This window comes from Streptomyces sp. NPDC056296 (assembly GCF_042268605.1).
In the GTDB taxonomy this organism is placed as follows: Bacteria; Actinomycetota; Actinomycetes; order Streptomycetales; family Streptomycetaceae; genus Streptomyces.
Genome location: NZ_JBHJRX010000053.1, coordinates 12,937 through 29,900 on the forward strand (window position 1 = coordinate 12,937; position 16,964 = coordinate 29,900).

Sequence of the window (16,964 nt, forward strand, 5' to 3'; positions counted from 1 at the left end):
GGTTTCACCGTCATCACCCGCACCGGTGGAGTGGAGATCTCGCCCGCGGGGGAGGAGGTGGAAGTCACCGAGTCCGAGGTTCTGGGCTAGACCGGAACCTGGTGCAAAAGGGAGATGCTCCGCCATCGAAGCGGAGCGATCCGGGAACGGAGTTCTGCGTGGACATCGTCGTCAAGGGCCGCAAGACCGAGGTGCCCGAGCGGTTCCGGAAGCACGTGGCCGAGAAGCTGAAGCTGGAGAAGATCCAGAAGCTCGATGGCAAGGTGATCAGCCTCGACGTCGAGGTGTCCAAGGAGCCGAACCCCCGGCAGGCCGACCGCTGTGACCGAGTGGAGATCACGCTCCGCTCCCGCGGTCCGGTGATCCGGGCGGAGGCAGCGGCGAGCGACCCGTACGCGGCGCTCGACCTGGCGGCGGAGAAGCTCGGTGCCCGGCTGCGCAAGCAGCACGACAAGCGCTTCTCGCGCCGCGGTGCGCGCCGGATCCCGGCGGCCGAGGTCGCCGACCACGTCCCCGGCGCGGCGACGCTCAACGGGAACGGCGACGTCGTCCCGCAGGAGAAGCAGGACGGCGTACCCACCAAGAAGATCGGCTCGCTGGAGGTCCAGGGCGACGGTCCACTCGTCGTCCGCGAGAAGACCCACGTGGCCGCACCGATGACCCTCGACCAGGCGCTCTACGAGATGGAACTGGTCGGGCACGACTTCTACCTGTTCGTCGACTCCGAGACGAAGGAGCCCAGCGTCGTCTATCGGCGGCACGCCTACGACTACGGCGTGATCCACCTCACGACGGACACGATGGTCACCCAGGTGCACGCCACCGAGGCGGGTGACTCGCTCGGCGGCTGACGACGCCGGGCGACAGCGGAATCGGTGCCCCTGGAGCGCTTGTGCGCCCCCAGGGGCACCGGTGTGCGACGGTGCGCGAGGGTGTGCGACCTCTTCGTGGCCCGCTCGTCACCCCGGTGTCGGCCGGGCATGGAATCATGGCGGCAACGGCCCAACCGGTGGGTCGTTGCTCTGGGTTGGCGATGGCTCAGGACCACAGGCCACAGCCTTCAGGGGGAGGAACGATGGCGGACAGTTTCGGACCGATGCGGGGCGAGGGCGTCGACGAGGGGATCGACGACGGCGCTGCCGGCATGGGCCCGGACGCGGGCTCTGCGCGCAAGGAGCCGATCAGGGTCCTGGTCGTGGACGACCATGCCTTGTTCCGCCGCGGTCTGGAGATCGTGCTCGCGGCCGAGGAGGACATCCAGGTCGTCGGGGAGGCCGGTGACGGCGCCGAGGCCGTGGAGAAGGCCGCCGACCTGCTGCCGGACATCGTCCTGATGGACGTGCGGATGCCCAAGCGGGGCGGGATCGAGGCCTGCACCTCCATCAAGGAGGTGGCCCCCAGCGCCAAGATCATCATGCTGACGATCAGTGACGAGGAGGCCGACCTCTACGACGCGATCAAGGCGGGCGCGACCGGTTATCTCCTCAAGGAGATCTCGACGGACGAGGTGGCCACCGCCATTCGTGCCGTGGCCGACGGACAGTCGCAGATCAGTCCGTCCATGGCGTCGAAACTGCTCACCGAGTTCAAGTCGATGATCCAGCGGACCGACGAACGCCGGCTCGTTCCCGCACCGCGGCTCACGGACCGTGAACTGGAGGTCCTCAAGCTGGTCGCCACGGGAATGAACAACCGGGACATCGCCAAGGAACTGTTCATTTCCGAGAACACCGTGAAGAACCACGTGCGCAACATCCTGGAGAAACTGCAACTGCACTCCAGGATGGAGGCCGTGGTGTACGCGATGCGGGAGAAGATCCTCGAGATCCGTTGACGGTCGCCGGTCGCCGGTCGCCGGTCGCCGGTCGCCGGTCGCCGGTCGCCGGCTGACGGCCGATGACTGACGGCCGACGCCGACGGCCTTGGCCGGCTCAGGCGAGCAGGCGGGTCAGTTCCTTCGTGAGCGGCTCGCGCAGCTCCGGCGCGTCGACCCGTTCCACGCGCACGTCCGTGCAGTCCACCCAGCCCGCCGCCTCGACCAGAGCCTGGGCCACCGCCGGGGCGGCCCTGGGGCCGTCCAGCGTGACCTGCTTGGCGACCAGAGTGCGCCCCTCGCGCGCGGGATCCACCCGGCCGACGAGCCGTCCGGCGGCCAGGACCGGCATCGCGAAGTAGCCGTGCACCCGCTTCTGCTTGGGCACGTAGGCCTCCAGGCGGTGGGTGAAGCCGAAGATCCGTTCCGTACGCGCACGGTCCCAGATCAGGGAGTCGAAGGGCGAGAGAAGCGTCGTGCGGTGCCGGCCACGCGGGGGCACCTCCAGGGCCGCCGGGTCCGCCCAGGCCGGCTTGCCCCAGCCCTCCACGGTGACCGGGACCAGGCCCGAGTCGGCGATCACGGCTTCGACCTGCTCACTCTTGAGACGGTGGTAGTCCGCGATGTCCGCGCGCGTGCCGACGCCCAGGGACTGGCCGGCCAGGCGGACCAGGCGGCGCAGGCACTCGGCGTCGTCCAGCTCGTCGTGCAACAGCGCGGCCGGGACCGCGCGCTCGGCCAGGTCGTACACCCGCTTCCAGCCGCGGCGCTCGACGCACACCACCTCGCCGTACATGAGCGCGCGCTCGACGGCGACCTTGGTGCCCGACCAGTCCCACCACTCGCTGGTCTTCTTCGCGCCGCCCAGGTCCGTCGCGGTGAGGGGGCCCTCGGCGCGGAGCTGCTTGACGACCTGGTCGTAGGTGCCGTCGGGGAGGTGGTGGTTCCAGTGCGGGCGGTTGCGGTAGGCGCGGCGGCGGAACGCGAAGTGGGGCCACTCCTCGATGGGGAGGATGCAGGCGGCGTGGGACCAGTACTCGAAGGCGTGCGTGTCCTGCCAGTAGGCGTCCTCGACCGCTTTGCGGCCCAGTGCGCCGAGGCGGGCGTACGGGATGAGTTCGTGCGAGCGGGCGAGGACCGAGATGGTGTCGAGCTGCACCGCGCCCAGGTGACGGAGGACGCCGCGGACGCCTGCGCGGCGGTCGGGGGCGCCGAGGAAGCCCTGTGCGCGGAGGGCGAGGCGGCGGGCCTCGTGCGCGGACAGTTCCGTGGTGGGGGGCGGGAGGGTCGTCATACGTCCGCACGATAGGGGGTGGGTCTGACACTGGGGATGGGGATGGGGATGGGGGTGCGGGTGCGGGTGCGCGGTGCGCAGGGTGTGTGGGGGCGTGGTCGTGGGCCGGGGTTATTGGGCGCCGTGCGTCGGGGTGGGGCGGGGTTGGGTGCGCGGCCCGGCGGTGCGGGGTGCCGCTGCGCCCACCCGTGCCGCCCCAGCGGCACGACTGCCCGCAGCTGGGGGAGCTACGGGGTCGGCAAGTACGGGGACGTTGAGGGGAGGGAGAGGTCAGAGGGGAGGAGGGAGGCGATCCAGCAGTCGCGGCGTACGCCGTTGTTGTTGATCGCGGAGCGCAACGTGCCCTCCATGGTGAAGCCCGCGCGTCGGGCCACCGCGCGGGAGGCCGTGTTGCCGACCTCGGCGCGCCACTCCAGGCGGTCGATCGCCCGGTCGGTGAAGGCCCAGCGGGAGACGGCGACGGCGGCCTCGGTGACGTAGCCGTGGCCGCGGTGTTCCTTGGCGCCCCAGAAGCCGATCTCGCCGACGCCCAGGGAGATCATCGTGATGCCGAGCATCCCCGCCAGGTCCCCGGTGGGGAGGAAGAGGCCGAAGGTGAACATCGAGGCGTTCGCCCAGCCGTCGGGGACCATCTGCTCCGTGAAGCCCCGTGCGTGCTCCTGGAGGTAGGGCGAGGGGATCGTGGTCCAGCGCTGGATGTCGGGATCCTGGCAGGCGGCGTACACGGTATCGGTGTCCCGGGGGCCGACCGCGCGCAGGACCAGGCGGTCGGTGGTGAGCGTGAGGGGTTCCATCGGCCGATTCTGCGCGGCGGCCCGCGGCGGGCGCCATCCTTTTGCCGTGCGTGAACGGACGGTCACTTTTCGCGTGATTCGTCGGCGGGTGCGGCACCATCCGCGGTGCCCGGACGTTGAACTCGATGACAGCAGACCGGAAGCTGGATGAAGGAGCACACGGTCCCCGTTACAGCAGGCTCCCGGGGCGGCGGGGTCCTCGCATACGATGGCCGTTGCTCAGTCCGTCACAGGAAAACGACCGTCCCAGGCCCGACCGGCAAGGAGACCAACCCCCGTGTCCGTCCTCTCGAAGATCATGCGTGCAGGCGAAGGCAAGATCCTGCGCAAGCTGCACCGCATCGCGGACCAGGTCAACTCCATCGAAGAGGACTTCGTCGACCTCTCCGACGCCGAGCTGCGGGCCCTCACCGATGAGTACAAGCAGCGCTACGCCGATGGTGAGAGCCTGGACGACCTGCTTCCCGAAGCCTTCGCCACCGTCCGGGAGGCCGCCAAGCGCGTCCTGGGACAGCGGCACTACGACGTGCAGATGATGGGCGGCGCGGCCCTGCACATGGGCTACGTGGCCGAGATGAAGACCGGCGAGGGCAAGACCCTCGTCGGCACCCTGCCGGCCTATCTCAACGCCCTGTCCGGCGAGGGCGTGCACATCGTCACGGTCAACGACTACCTGGCCGAGCGCGACTCCGAGATGATGGGCCGCGTCCACAAGTTCCTCGGCCTGAACGTCGGCTGCATCCTCGCCAACCAGACGCCGGCCCAGCGTCGCGAGATGTACGGCTGCGACATCACCTACGGCACGAACAACGAGTTCGGCTTCGACTACCTGCGCGACAACATGGCGTGGTCCAAGGACGAACTCGTCCAGCGCGGCCACAACTTCGCCATCGTCGACGAGGTCGACTCCATCCTCGTCGACGAGGCCCGTACGCCGCTGATCATCTCCGGTCCGGCCGACCAGGCCACCAAGTGGTACGGCGACTTCGCCAAGCTGGTCACCCGCCTGAAGAAGGGCGAGGCGGGCAACACCCTCAAGGGCATCGAGGAGACCGGCGACTACGAGGTCGACGAGAAGAAGCGCACCGTCGCCATTCACGAGTCCGGCGTCGCCAAGGTCGAGGACTGGCTGGGCATCGACAACCTCTACGAGTCGGTGAACACCCCGCTCGTCGGTTACCTGAACAACGCCATCAAGGCCAAGGAACTCTTCAAGAAGGACAAGGACTACGTCGTCATCGACGGCGAAGTCATGATCGTCGACGAGCACACCGGCCGTATCCTCGCCGGCCGCCGTTACAACGAGGGCATGCACCAGGCGATCGAGGCGAAGGAAGGGGTGGACATCAAGGACGAGAACCAGACGCTCGCCACGATCACGCTCCAGAACTTCTTCCGCCTCTACAAGCGCCACGACCACGACGGCAAGGAACAGCCCGGTCTGTCCGGCATGACCGGTACGGCCATGACCGAGGCCGCCGAGTTCCACCAGATCTACAAGCTCGGCGTGGTGCCCATCCCGACCAACCGGCCGATGATCCGCAAGGACCAGTCGGACCTGATCTACCGCACCGAGGTCGCGAAGTTCGAGGCGGTCGTCGACGACATCGAGGAGAAGCACGGCAAGGGCCAGCCGATCCTCGTCGGCACCACCTCGGTCGAGAAGTCCGAGTACCTCTCGCAGCAGCTCAGCAAGCGCGGTGTGCAGCACGAGGTGCTGAACGCCAAGCAGCACGACCGTGAGGCGACGATCGTCGCCCAGGCGGGCCGCAAGGGCTCCGTGACGGTGGCCACGAACATGGCCGGCCGTGGTACGGACATCAAGCTCGGCGGCAACCCCGAGGACCTCGCCGAGGCGGAGCTGCGCCAGCGCGGCCTCGACCCCGAGGAGCACATCGAGGAGTGGGCCGCGGCCCTGCCCGCGGCGCTGGAGCGGGCCGAGCAGGCGGTCAAGGCGGAGTTCGAGGAGGTCAAGGACCTCGGCGGCCTCTACGTCCTGGGCACCGAACGGCACGAGTCGCGCCGTATCGACAACCAGCTGCGCGGTCGTTCCGGTCGTCAGGGCGACCCCGGCGAGTCCCGCTTCTACCTTTCCCTCGGCGACGACCTCATGCGGCTCTTCAAGGCCCAGATGGTCGAGCGCGTGATGTCGATGGCGAACGTCCCGGACGACGTGCCGATCGAGAACAAGATGGTCACGCGCGCGATCGCGTCCGCCCAGTCCCAGGTCGAGACGCAGAACTTCGAGACCCGTAAGAACGTCCTGAAGTACGACGAGGTCCTCAACCGGCAGCGCGAGGTCATCTACGGCGAGCGGCGCCGCGTTCTGGAGGGCGAGGACCTGCAGGAGCAGATCCAGCACTTCATGAACGACACGATCGACGCGTACGTGCAGGCCGAGACCGCCGAGGGCTTCCCGGAGGACTGGGACCTCGACCGTCTGTGGGGAGCCTTCAAGCAGCTCTACCCGGTGAAGGTCACCGTCGAGGAGCTGGAGGAGGCGGCCGGCGACCGGGCCGGGCTGACCGCCGACTACATCTCGGAGTCCATCAAGGACGACGTCCAGGAGCAGTACGAGGCGCGTGAGACGCAGCTCGGCTCCGAGATCATGCGCGAGCTGGAGCGCCGGGTCGTACTCTCGGTCCTGGACCGCAAGTGGCGCGAGCACCTCTACGAGATGGACTACCTCCAGGAGGGCATCGGCCTGCGCGCGATGGCGCAGAAGGACCCCCTGGTCGAGTACCAGCGCGAGGGCTTCGACATGTTCCAGGCCATGATGGACGGCATCAAGGAGGAGTCCGTCGGCTACCTGTTCAACCTGGAGGTCCAGGTCGAGCAGCAGGTCGAGGAGGTCCCGGTCGAGGACGCGGGGCCGTCGCTGGACAAGGGCAAGCAGGACGCCGTCCCCGCTCAGGCGGGCGCCCGTCCGGAGATCCGTGCCAAGGGGCTCGACGCCCCGCAGCGCCGGGGCCTGCACTTCTCCGCCCCGACCGTGGACGGCGAGGGCGGTGTCGTCGAGGGCGACTTCACCACCGACGGCGAGCCCGCGCAGCCCCAGTCCGACGGGCTCACGCGCGCGGAGCGCCGCAAGCAGGCCAAGGGCGGACGTCGCCGCAAGAAGTGACGGCGCGGTGCCTTCGGGCGCCGTAGCGGTGGGAAGGGCCGGGCGCCTCTGGGGTGCCCGGCCCTTCGGTATGTCGCGGCATGTCCCGGCGTGTGGTGCCGGTTGTCGTCGGTCTCAGTCGTCGTCGGTGTGCGGTCGGCGGGGGCCGCCCAGTTCCACCGCCGTGCAGCGCCAGCGCAGGTCGCGGCCCTGCTCCAGCCGGAAGGCCATGGCGCGCAGCTGCTCACCCGCGCCGATCCGGGCGAAGACCTCCAGGGCGCCCGGCCGGGGCTCGAAGTAGCCGATGTCGCGGACGACGGGGAGGGTGCCGCGCGTGCGCAGGGGGCCGCGTTCGGCGAGGTGGGCCAGATCGTCGTAGGCGCGGCCGGCGGTGTGGCGGAGCATCGAGTGGACGGGGCGCCTGCCGCTGAGCACGTTGAGGAGGAGCTCGGCGAAGCGGTCGGTGGGGCGGAGCTGCGGGACGGGACGGCGAGGGGTCTGGGCGGGGACGAGAGGCGCTGCCGGGGCCGGGGCGGACGGGTGCACGGCCGGGGCGGCGGGGGCCGTCACGAGGGCGCCCGTCGCCGCACGCGGGCCCGTCCCGGTGGCCCCGCCCGGGCCGACCGTGGGCGGGCGGGTGTCCGCCGGCCTCGTACGGGCCCGCGGAGACCTGCCCGGGGAGCCGGGCGGGCGGCCACCGGGCGCGCCGGCCCGCACGACGCGCCCGCCGGGCCTGCGGGGCGGCACGCCGCCGGGTACGCGGGACGGGACGGAGCCGGGTACGCGGGGCGGGGTGTACAGCGGTGCGGCGCCGGATGGCCGGGACGTGGGGGCGCCGTCGGGTCCGTCATACGGCACGGTCCCCGGTTCGCGGGACGGGGCGGCGGCAGCGGTGTGCGGTGGCGTGGTGCCGGGTGGCTGGGCTGTGGGGGCGCTGCCGGGGCCGTGGGGCGGGGTGGTGCCGGGTTCGCGGGGCGGGGTGGTGGCCGGGGTGTGCAGGGGCGTGGCGCCGGGAGGCTGGGGCGTGGGGGCGCTGCCGGGGCCGCGGGGCGGGGTGGGGGCGAGGGGGCGGGGCGGTGTGCGGAGGGGCGTGCTGTTCGGGTTGGGCTGGGACCTGGTCATGACCTTGCGCATGGGGGCTCCCCGTTCGGCGGCCCGGGTGATACCGGGCAGTAACTTAGCGGTTGGGGATCTTGTACGGGCTGGCGGGGCGGGAAGGCAAGGAGGGCGGCAGCCGGCCCGAGGGGGCTGGAAGGTTCACCTATCAGAGTGGCCGGGACACCTGGAAAGCCCGGGGCGGAGCGGCTGTACCGGGTGAGTTCCGGGGCCGGAGGTGGACGCGTAGGGCGTCATGGGTGGGGACCCGAAAGGGGACACCCGCACGTATCCTGAAGGCTCTTCCAGGCCATCCCGGCCGTCCCGGGCCTTCGGTGGCGTTCCCGACCACGAAAGCGGAAGTCTCATGCGCGTCTACGTCCCCCTGACCCTCTCCGGCCTCGCCGAGGCGCACCGCACGGGAGAGCTGGGGACGGGACCGCTCGTCGCCTACGCCGTCACACCGGCGCTGCGCGAGTGGTACCTCTCGGACGACATCGAGGAGCTGGAGTACGCCGCCCTCAACCGGGCCGCGCTGGCCTCGCTGCGACTGCTGGCGGCCGACGCGGGCGCGACGCGGCGCCGGGTCGTGGTCGCGGCCGACGTGTCCGACGGCGCGGTCTCGGCCGCCCCGGACCCGGGGTCCGATCCGGCGGACCTGGGCGAGGTGCGGCTCGCCGGGCCGCTGCGGTCGGCCAAGGCGGCCTCGGTGCACGTCGACTCCGCCGACGCGGAGGCGGACGTGACCGCCGCGGCCGAGGCCCTCGCGGCGGCGGACGGTGGGGACGACGACGCCCGGCTCGTCGTGGAGGGGGCGGAGGAGCACGAGCTGCTCTGGTACGCGACGCAGGAGATCCCCAACCTGGTGGAGCCCGGTCACTGACGTCTTGTCGGCCGGCCGTCCCCGGCCGAGCGGGGACGGCCCCGTCTTGATTGTCAGTGGCGGCGGGTACGTTTTCGGGCATGGGGATGCAGACAGGGGCGCACATCGTCTGGGACTGGAACGGGACGCTGTTCCACGACAATGACGCGATCATCGGGGCGACGAACGCGGCCTTCGCCGAGCTGGGGCTGGCGTCGATCACGCTGGAGCAGTACCGGGCGCTGTACTGCGTGCCGGTGCCGAAGTTCTACGAGCGGCTGATGGGGCGGCTGCCCACCGACGCCGAGTGGGAGGTCATGGACGCGACCTTCCAGCGCCACTACACCGAGCACCGGGTGCGGTGCGGGCTCGCCGAGGGCGTGGCGGAGCTGCTCGCCGGCTGGGGGTCGGCGGGGCGCAGTCAGTCGATCCTCAGCATGTACGGCCATGACGAGCTGGTTCCGCTGGTCAAGGGGTTCGGGATCGAGGCGCACTTCATACGCGTCGACGGGCGGATCGGGCCGTCCGGGGGGAGCAAGGCCGAGCACATGGTGCGGCACCTCGCGGAGCTGGCGCTGGCCGGGGTGGACCCCGTTCGTACGGTGGTGATCGGGGATGCCGCGGATGACGCGGTGGCCGCGCGGCATGTGGGGGCGGGGGCGGTGCTGTACACCGGCGGGTCGCACAGTCGGGCCAGTCTGGAGGGGGTCGGGGTGCCGGTGGTGGACACGTTGGGGGAGGCGGTGGCGGAGGCGGCGCGGTTGGTGGCGTGAGGTCGGCTGTGCGGGGGCGGTGACCTGTGCTGGGACGGTGCCCTGCGCTGTGACGGTGACCCGTGCTGGTGGCGGCCGGGGGTGGGTGTCGCGGCCCGGCGTTGCGGGGTGCCGCTGCGCCCACCCGTGCCGCCCCAGCGGCACGACTGCCCGCAGCGGCGCGGGGGCGACCGGCTGCGCGGGGGCGACCGGCTGCGCGGGGCGGCTGAGATCGGTCGCGGCGGTGTTTCTGTGCAAAACGTCGAAGTTTTGGTCCCGGTTTTGTACACATACGGCTCGTGACGGGGGCCCCGCAAGGAGCGATAGCCTTGTGGCGTGATCAGCGCGATAGCTCGCGGGGGCACCGGCGCCCCCGCTCTGCGCCCGGTACGCACGGACGACATCCGTGTCCGGGCGGCGGTCGCTGGTCTTCGCGGGCGGGACGGGGCATCGAAGGCCCCCGGTACGGCGCCGCGCATCCCCCGGACGACGGCTGCGAGAGCGACGTCACACCCGGCGAGCGCGGCGACATTGGCCGATATGCCCCCGCTCCTCTCACCTTGCGGCATAGCGTCGGAACAGACCGGACACCCCGCGTCTCGACGTCATGCCGGAAGGCAGGAGACCGTACTTCCTTCTACGTCACGCAACGGCGCGCGACAGGAGCCAGAGGACAATGCAGACCAAGCTGGACGAAGCCAAGGCCGAGCTGCTCGAAAGGGCTGCGCGGGTAGCTGAGAACAGCCCGGTCGGGGGGCACCTACCGACTGGGACGACGGACGAGGGCACGTCGGACACCCCGGGCACCCCGGGCACCCCGGACCACGCATCCGTGTTCGCGTTCCTCCGGCGTTACTACCGGCACACCGCCCCGGAGGACCTGGCCGACCGCGACCCGGTCGACGTCTTCGGAGCCGCCGTCTCGCACTACCGGCTGGCGGAGAACCGCCCGCAGGGCACGGCGAACGTGCGGGTGCACACCCCGACCGTCGAGGAGAACGGCTGGACGTGCAGCCACTCCGTCGTCGAGGTGGTCACGGACGACATGCCCTTCCTCGTCGACTCCGTGACCAACGAGCTGACCCGGCAGGGGCGCGGCATCCATGTCGTCGTCCACCCGCTGATCGTGGTGCGGCGCGACGTGACCGGCAAGCTCGTCGAGGTGCTCACCGGCGGGCCCTCCGACGACCTCCCGCACGACGCGCACGTCGAGTCCTGGATCCACGTCGAGTTCGACCGCGAGACCGACCGCGGCGACCTGAAGCAGATCACCGCCGACCTGCTGCGTGTCCTGAACGACGTCCGCGAGACGGTCGAGGACTGGGGCAAGATGAGGGACGCGGCGGTCCGCATCGCGGAGCAGCTGCCGGCCGAGCCCGCCCCCGACGACCTCCCCCCGCGGGAGCTGGAGGAGGCCCGCGAGCTGCTGCGCTGGCTGGCCGACGACCACTTCACCTTCCTCGGCTACCGCGAGTACCAGCTGCGCGGCGACGACTCCCTCGCCGCCGTCGCCGGCACCGGCCTCGGCATCCTGCGCTCCGACCCGCACCACGCGGCCGACGAGAGCCACCCCGTCAGCCCGTCCTTCGAGCGGCTGCCCGCCGACGCCCGGGCCAAGGCCCGCGAGCACCGGCTGCTGGTGCTGACCAAGGCCAACAGCCGGGCCACCGTGCACCGGCCGTCGTACCTGGACTACGTCGGCGTCAAGAAGTTCGACGAGCAGGGCAACGTCGTCGGGGAGCGCCGCTTCCTCGGCCTGTTCTCCTCCGCCGCCTACACCGAGTCCGTCCGCCGGGTGCCGGTCGTCCGGCGCAAGGTGGAGGAGGTGCTGGAGCGGGCCGGCTTCTCGCCCAACAGCCACGACGGGCGGGATCTGCTGCAGATCCTGGAGACGTACCCGCGCGACGAGATGTTCCAGATGCCGGTCGAGGAACTGGAGCCGATCGTCACCTCCGTGCTCTACCTCCAGGAGCGGCGCCGTCTCCGGCTCTACCTGCGGCAGGACGAGTACGGGCGCTACTACTCGGCCCTCGTCTACCTCCCCCGCGACCGCTACACCACCGGGGTCCGGCTGCGGATCATCGACATCCTCAAGGAGGAGCTCGGCGGCACCAGCGTCGACTTCACGGCCTGGAACACCGAGTCGATCCTGTCCCGGCTGCACTTCGTGGTCCGCGTGCCGCAGGGCACCGATCTGCCCCAGCTGTCCGACGCGGACAAGGAGCGCATCGAGGCCCGGCTCGTCGAGGCCGCCCGTTCCTGGGCCGACGGGTTCGCCGAGGCGCTCACCGCCGAGGTCGGCGAGGAGCACGCCGCGGAACTGCTGCGCCGGTACGGGGGCGCCTTCCCCGAGGGTTACAAGGCCGACCACGGCCCGCGCTCCGCGGTCGCCGACCTCGGCCACCTGGAGCGGCTCGACGAGGACAGGACGTTCGCGCTGAGCCTGTACGAGCCGGTCGGCGCCGCGCCCGAGGAGCGGCGTTTCAAGATCTACCAGAAGGGCGGTCAGGTCTCCCTGTCGGCCGTCCTGCCGGTGCTCAGCCGGCTCGGCTTCGAGGTCACCGACGAACGGCCCTACGAACTGCGCTGCGCCGACCGCACGACGGCCTGGATCTACGACTTCGGCATGCGCATGCCGGGGGCGGTGACGGGCGGCGCCGACTACCGCGGCGACGACGCGCGTGAGCGCGTCCAGGACGCCTTCGCCGCCACCTGGACCGGGCAGGCGGAGAACGACGGCTTCAACGCCCTCGTGCTCAGCGCCGGGCTGACCTGGCGGCAGGCGATGGTGCTGCGCGCGTACGCCAAGTACCTGCGGCAGGCCGGCTCGACGTTCAGCCAGGACTACATGGAGGACACCCTCCGCAACAACGTCCACACCACGCGCCTGCTCGTCTCCCTGTTCGAGGCGCGGATGGCCCCCGAGCGCCAGCGGGCCGGGCGCGAGATCGTCGACGCCCTGTTCGAAGAGGTCGACGCCGCCCTCGACCAGGTCGCGAGCCTCGACGAGGACCGGATCCTGCGCTCCTTCCTCACCGTCATCAAGGCGACGCTGCGGACGAACTTCTTCCAGGAGGCGGCGGGCGGCAAGCCGCACGACTACGTCTCCATGAAGTTCGACCCGCAGGCCATCCCCGACCTGCCCGCGCCGCGCCCGGCGTTCGAGATCTGGGTGTACTCGCCGCGCGTCGAGGGCGTGCACCTGCGCTTCGGCAAGGTCGCGCGCGGCGGTCTGCGCTGGTCGGACCGCCGGGAGGACTTCCGCACCGAGATCCTCGGCCTGGTCAAGGCGCAGATGGTGAAGAACACCGTCATCGTGCCGGTCGGCGCCAAGGGCGGCTTCGTCGCCAAGCAGCTGCCCGACCCGAACGTCGACCGCGACGCCTGGATGGCCGAGGGCATCGCCAGCTACCGGACGTTCATCTCGGCGCTGCTCGACATCACCGACAACATGGTGGCCGGCGAGGTCGTGCACCCCGCGGACGTCGTCCGCCACGACGAGGACGACACCTATCTCGTCGTCGCCGCCGACAAGGGCACCGCGAAGTTCTCGGACATCGCCAACGAGGTCGCCGAGTCCTACAACTTCTGGCTCGGCGACGCCTTCGCCTCCGGTGGCAGCGCGGGCTACGACCACAAGGGCATGGGCATCACCGCCCGCGGCGCCTGGGAGTCCGTCAAGCGGCACTTCCGGGAGCTGGGCGTGGACACCCAGACCCAGGACTTCACCGTCGTCGGCATCGGCGACATGTCCGGCGATGTGTTCGGCAACGGCATGCTGCTCAGCGAGCACATCCGCCTGGTCGCCGCCTTCGACCACCGGCACATCGTCATCGACCCGACCCCGGACGCGGCCACCTCGTACGCCGAGCGGCGCCGCCTGTTCGAGCTGCCGCGCTCCTCCTGGGAGGACTACAACACCGAGCTGCTCTCGGCCGGCGGCGGGATCTTCCCGCGCACGGCCAAGTCGATCCCGGTCAACGCGCACATCCGCGAGGCCCTCGGCATCGAGGCCGGCGTCACCAAGATGACCCCGGCCGACCTGATGAAGGCGATCCTGTCGGCGCCGGTGGACCTGTTGTGGAACGGCGGCATCGGTACGTACGTCAAGGCGTCCACCGAGTCCAACGGCGACGTGGGCGACAAGGGCAACGACGCCATCCGCGTCGACGGCAAGGACCTGCGGGTCCAGGTCGTCGGCGAGGGCGGCAACCTCGGCCTGACCCAGCTGGGCCGGATCGAGTTCGCGCTGCACGGCGGCCGGATCAACACCGACGCCATCGACAACAGCGCGGGCGTGGACACCTCCGACCACGAGGTGAACATCAAGATCCTGCTCAACGGTCTCGTCAAGGACGGCGACATGACCGTCAAGCAGCGCAACAAGCTGCTCGCCCAGATGACCGACGAGGTCGGCGGGCTGGTCCTGCGGAACAACTACGCGCAGAACACGGCGATCGCCAACGCGCTGGCCCAGTCCAAGGACATGCTCCACGCCCAGCAGCGCTTCATGCGCCACCTGGTCCGGGAGGGCCACCTCAACCGGGCCCTGGAGTTCCTGCCCACCGACCGCCAGATCCGCGAACGCCTCGGCACCGGGCAGGGCCTGACCGGCCCGGAGACCGCCGTGCTGCTGGCGTACACGAAGATCACGGTCGCCGAGGAGCTGCTGCACACCTCGCTGCCCGACGACCCGTACCTCAAGGGCCTGCTGCACGCGTACTTCCCGACGGCGCTGCGCGAGCAGTTCCTCGACCGGATCGACGGCCACCCGCTGCGCCGCGAGATCACGACGACCGTCCTGGTCAACGACACGGTCAACACGGGCGGTACGACGTATCTGCACCGGATGCGCGAGGAGACCGGCGCCTCGCTCGAGGAGATCGTGCGGGCGCAGACCGCGGCCCGGGCGATCTTCCGCTCCTCCCCGGTGTGGGACGCGGTGGAGGCCCTGGACACCAAGGTCGAGGCCGACGTGCAGACCCGCATCCGGCTGCACTCGCGCCGCCTGGTCGAGCGCGGCACGCGCTGGCTGCTCAACAACCGGCCGCAGCCACTGGAGCTCGCCGAGACCGTCGACTTCTTCGCCGAGCGCGTGGAGCAGGTCTGGTCGCAGCTGCCGAAGCTGCTGCGCGGTGCGGACGCGGAGTGGTACCAGCACATCTACGACGAGCTGACCGCCGCCGGTGTCCCGGACGAGCCGGCCACGCGGGTGGCAGGGTTCTCCTCGGCCTTCCCGACGCTGGACATCGTGTCGGTCGCCGACCGCATGGGCAAGGAGCCGCTGGACGTCGCCGAGGTGTACTACGACCTCGCCGACCGGCTGAGCGTCACCCAGCTGATGGACCGGATCAGCGATCTGCCCCGCAACGACCGCTGGCAGTCCATGGCCCGCGCGGCGATCCGCGAGGACCTGTACGCGGCGCACGCGTCGCTCACCGCCGACGTCCTGGCGGCGGGCAACGGCACGTCGACGCCGGAGCAGCGGTTCAAGGCGTGGGAGCAGAAGAACGCGGCGATCCTCGGCCGGGCCCGCACCACACTGGAGGAGATCCATAACTCGGAGGACTTCGACCTGTCCAACCTGTCGGTCGCGATGCGGACGATGCGGACGCTGCTGCGTACGCATGCGTGACGGCGTGACGGCGTGACGGCGTGATGCCGTAGCCGCACGGCCGTGTGAGGCGCCCCGGGTCACTCGACCCGGGGCGCCTTCATGTCCGCTTTGTCTGGGCACTCTCAAAAGTCCGAAAAGTGCGGAAACTCCGCATAAGGTGACGGGGTGACTGGGCGTCTCTGGACCGCACGCGTCGCCGCGCTCGTCCTCCTCCTGCTCCTGCTCCTGCTCCTGGCCGTCGTCCGGCTCCCCTGGGCCGGTGACCTCGGCATCCACGCCGCCACCGTCGAACGCCTGCGGCACAGCCTCCTCGACCCCGGCAACCCGCTGGTCGACGCGGACACGCCGAGCCCGTACTACTCGCCGTGGACGGTGCTGCTCGGCTGCGTCGCCAAGGTGACCGGGTTCTCCGTCTTCGTCGTGCTGCGGCTCGGGGCGCTGGTGGCGCTCGGGGTGCTGGTGACGGGGGTTTGGCGGTACGTGCGGGTGCTGAGCGCGCGTCCGGCGGCGCCCCCGCTCGCGCTCCTCAGCCTGGTCCTGCTGTGGGGCACGGCGCAGTTCAGCTGGAGCGGCTTCCTGGGACTGCACTCCCTCGCGCTGACGGTGGCGTACCCCAGCGTGCTCGCGCTCGGTCTCGCCTTCCACCTGTGGGCGTGGCTGTCGGGGGCACAGGGGTGGGGCGCCCGGCTCGGGTGCGGGGTGCTGTGGGCGGTGACCCTCCTCGTCCACCAGTTCTCCGGCGTCGTGGCGTCGCTGGGCGCGCTCGCCGTCGTGTGCTCGGCGCGGACCGGGTGGCGGGCGCCGGGGCGGCTCGCCGTGGGCCTGGCGCTGGGGGTGGGGGTGCTGTGGGTCTGGCCGTACTACGACTTCTTCGCGCTGCTCGGCGCGGGGGACGGGATGAACGCGGTGCACCGGTCGCTGTACCGGGATCTGCCCGGGCGGTACTGGCTGGTGCTGGTGGGGGTGGCGGCGCTGGGCGTGCGGTGGTGGCGGGACCGGCGGGACGTGCTGGTGCTGTTCTTCGTCCTGGGGGCGCTGGTGTTCGCGGCGGGCGGGGTGAGCGGGCACTGGTCGTGGGGGCGGGCGCTGCCCGCCGCGCTGATTCCGGCGCAGCTCGCGGTGGCGCTGGAGGCGGTGGAGGCCAGGCGGCGGGCGGTGCGGGCCGGGTGGGCGTGCGTCCTGGGCGCGGCGCTGGTGGTGGGGGCGTGGGGGCAGGCGGGGACGCTCGGGTACGTGGTGGACCGTGGGCTGCTGCCGGGAGTGGTCGAGGCGAAGTACCGGGAGCCCTGGACGGGATACCACTGGATCACGCCGTGGGTGGGGTTCGGGGACGTGGTCATGGCGAGGAAGTTTCCGTCGCGGCAGATTCCGGCCTACGGGCCGTACACCGTGGCTCCCGGGTATCCCGACTTCTTCCTGCGGGACGAGGGGGAGCGGGTGGCGGCGGTGCGGGCGTACTTCTCCAAGGGGGCGGCAGGCAGCGTGCGGCGGGGGATCGTGCGGGAGTACGGGGTGCGGTGGGTGGTGGACCGGGGGGACGGGCTTCGGGGGGCCGAGGGATTGCGGGTGGTGACGCGGGGGCCGGACGGGCAGATCCTGTACGAGGTGGTGGGGTGAGAGCCGGCCGGGGGAGC

General features: G+C 71.1%; 10 protein-coding genes. 7 read left to right on the plus strand and 3 right to left on the minus strand.

Features of this window, described 5'->3' with window-relative positions; translation table 11 throughout:
- Positions 1-158 precede the first annotated feature (158 nt).
- Both hpf and ACFCZF_RS31545 read left to right on the plus strand, forming a co-directional pair.
- Positions 159-851 (plus strand): ribosome hibernation-promoting factor, HPF/YfiA family, encoded by a 693-nt coding sequence (hpf, locus tag ACFCZF_RS31540; RefSeq protein ID WP_376674523.1) that lies wholly within the window; start codon positions 159-161, stop codon positions 849-851.
- A 224-nt stretch (positions 852-1,075) separates the two neighbouring features.
- The gene (locus ACFCZF_RS31545) at positions 1,076-1,834 is read left to right on the plus strand and encodes a response regulator (RefSeq protein WP_375911766.1); all 759 of its coding nucleotides are present in this window, start codon (positions 1,076-1,078) and stop codon (positions 1,832-1,834) included.
- Positions 1,835-1,931: 97 nt separating this feature from the next.
- Here the strand turns inward: ACFCZF_RS31545 and ACFCZF_RS31550 are convergent, their stop codons facing one another.
- Positions 1,932-3,107, minus strand: a complete 1,176-nt coding sequence (locus ACFCZF_RS31550; protein ID WP_376674524.1) for a winged helix-turn-helix domain-containing protein — start codon at positions 3,105-3,107, stop codon at positions 1,932-1,934.
- A 227-nt stretch (positions 3,108-3,334) separates the two neighbouring features.
- Positions 3,335-3,901, minus strand: coding sequence for a GNAT family N-acetyltransferase (locus tag ACFCZF_RS31555; protein ID WP_376674525.1), 567 nt, complete (start codon positions 3,899-3,901; stop codon positions 3,335-3,337).
- 277 nt (positions 3,902-4,178) lie between these two features.
- On the opposite strand from ACFCZF_RS31555, the gene secA reads away from it, so the two are divergent.
- Positions 4,179-7,025 (plus strand): preprotein translocase subunit SecA, encoded by a 2,847-nt coding sequence (secA, locus tag ACFCZF_RS31560; RefSeq protein ID WP_376674526.1) that lies wholly within the window; start codon positions 4,179-4,181, stop codon positions 7,023-7,025.
- Positions 7,026-7,139: 114 nt separating this feature from the next.
- Here secA and ACFCZF_RS31565 read toward each other — a convergent pair whose 3' ends face one another.
- The gene (locus tag ACFCZF_RS31565) at positions 7,140-8,138 is read right to left on the minus strand and encodes an Rv3235 family protein (RefSeq protein WP_376674527.1); all 999 of its coding nucleotides are present in this window, start codon (positions 8,136-8,138) and stop codon (positions 7,140-7,142) included.
- A gap of 328 nt (positions 8,139-8,466) precedes the next feature.
- Here ACFCZF_RS31565 and ACFCZF_RS31570 point away from each other — a divergent pair, with 328 nt between their 5' ends.
- From ACFCZF_RS31570 to ACFCZF_RS31585, 4 genes are all read left to right on the plus strand, one after another.
- Complete coding sequence (locus ACFCZF_RS31570; protein WP_376674528.1) at positions 8,467-8,982, plus strand: DUF6912 family protein; 516 nt, start codon at positions 8,467-8,469, stop codon at positions 8,980-8,982.
- Positions 8,983-9,062: 80 nt separating this feature from the next.
- A complete protein-coding gene (locus ACFCZF_RS31575) occupies positions 9,063-9,734 on the plus strand; it encodes an HAD family hydrolase (protein WP_376674529.1) in 672 nt (223 codons plus the stop codon).
- A 655-nt stretch (positions 9,735-10,389) separates the two neighbouring features.
- Positions 10,390-15,348, plus strand: a complete 4,959-nt coding sequence (locus tag ACFCZF_RS31580) for an NAD-glutamate dehydrogenase (protein ID WP_376674530.1) — start codon at positions 10,390-10,392, stop codon at positions 15,346-15,348.
- Positions 15,349-15,495: 147 nt separating this feature from the next.
- A complete protein-coding gene (locus tag ACFCZF_RS31585) occupies positions 15,496-16,947 on the plus strand; it encodes a hypothetical protein (RefSeq protein WP_376674531.1) in 1,452 nt (483 codons plus the stop codon).
- Positions 16,948-16,964: the final 17 nt, after the last annotated feature.

Bases quoted from the DNA above. Each gene is read 5' to 3' on its own strand.
- ACFCZF_RS31545 (WP_375911766.1), top strand. From the start codon at position 1,076: ATGGCGGACAGTTTCGGACCGATGCGGGGCGAGGGCGTCGACGAGGGG.
- ACFCZF_RS31550 (WP_376674524.1), bottom strand. From the start codon at position 3,107: ATGACGACCCTCCCGCCCCCCACCACGGAACTGTCCGCGCACGAGGCC.
- ACFCZF_RS31555 (WP_376674525.1), bottom strand. From the start codon at position 3,901: ATGGAACCCCTCACGCTCACCACCGACCGCCTGGTCCTGCGCGCGGTC.
- ACFCZF_RS31565 (WP_376674527.1), bottom strand. From the start codon at position 8,138: ATGCGCAAGGTCATGACCAGGTCCCAGCCCAACCCGAACAGCACGCCC.
- ACFCZF_RS31570 (WP_376674528.1), top strand. From the start codon at position 8,467: ATGCGCGTCTACGTCCCCCTGACCCTCTCCGGCCTCGCCGAGGCGCAC.
- ACFCZF_RS31575 (WP_376674529.1), top strand. From the start codon at position 9,063: ATGGGGATGCAGACAGGGGCGCACATCGTCTGGGACTGGAACGGGACG.
- ACFCZF_RS31580 (WP_376674530.1), top strand. From the start codon at position 10,390: ATGCAGACCAAGCTGGACGAAGCCAAGGCCGAGCTGCTCGAAAGGGCT.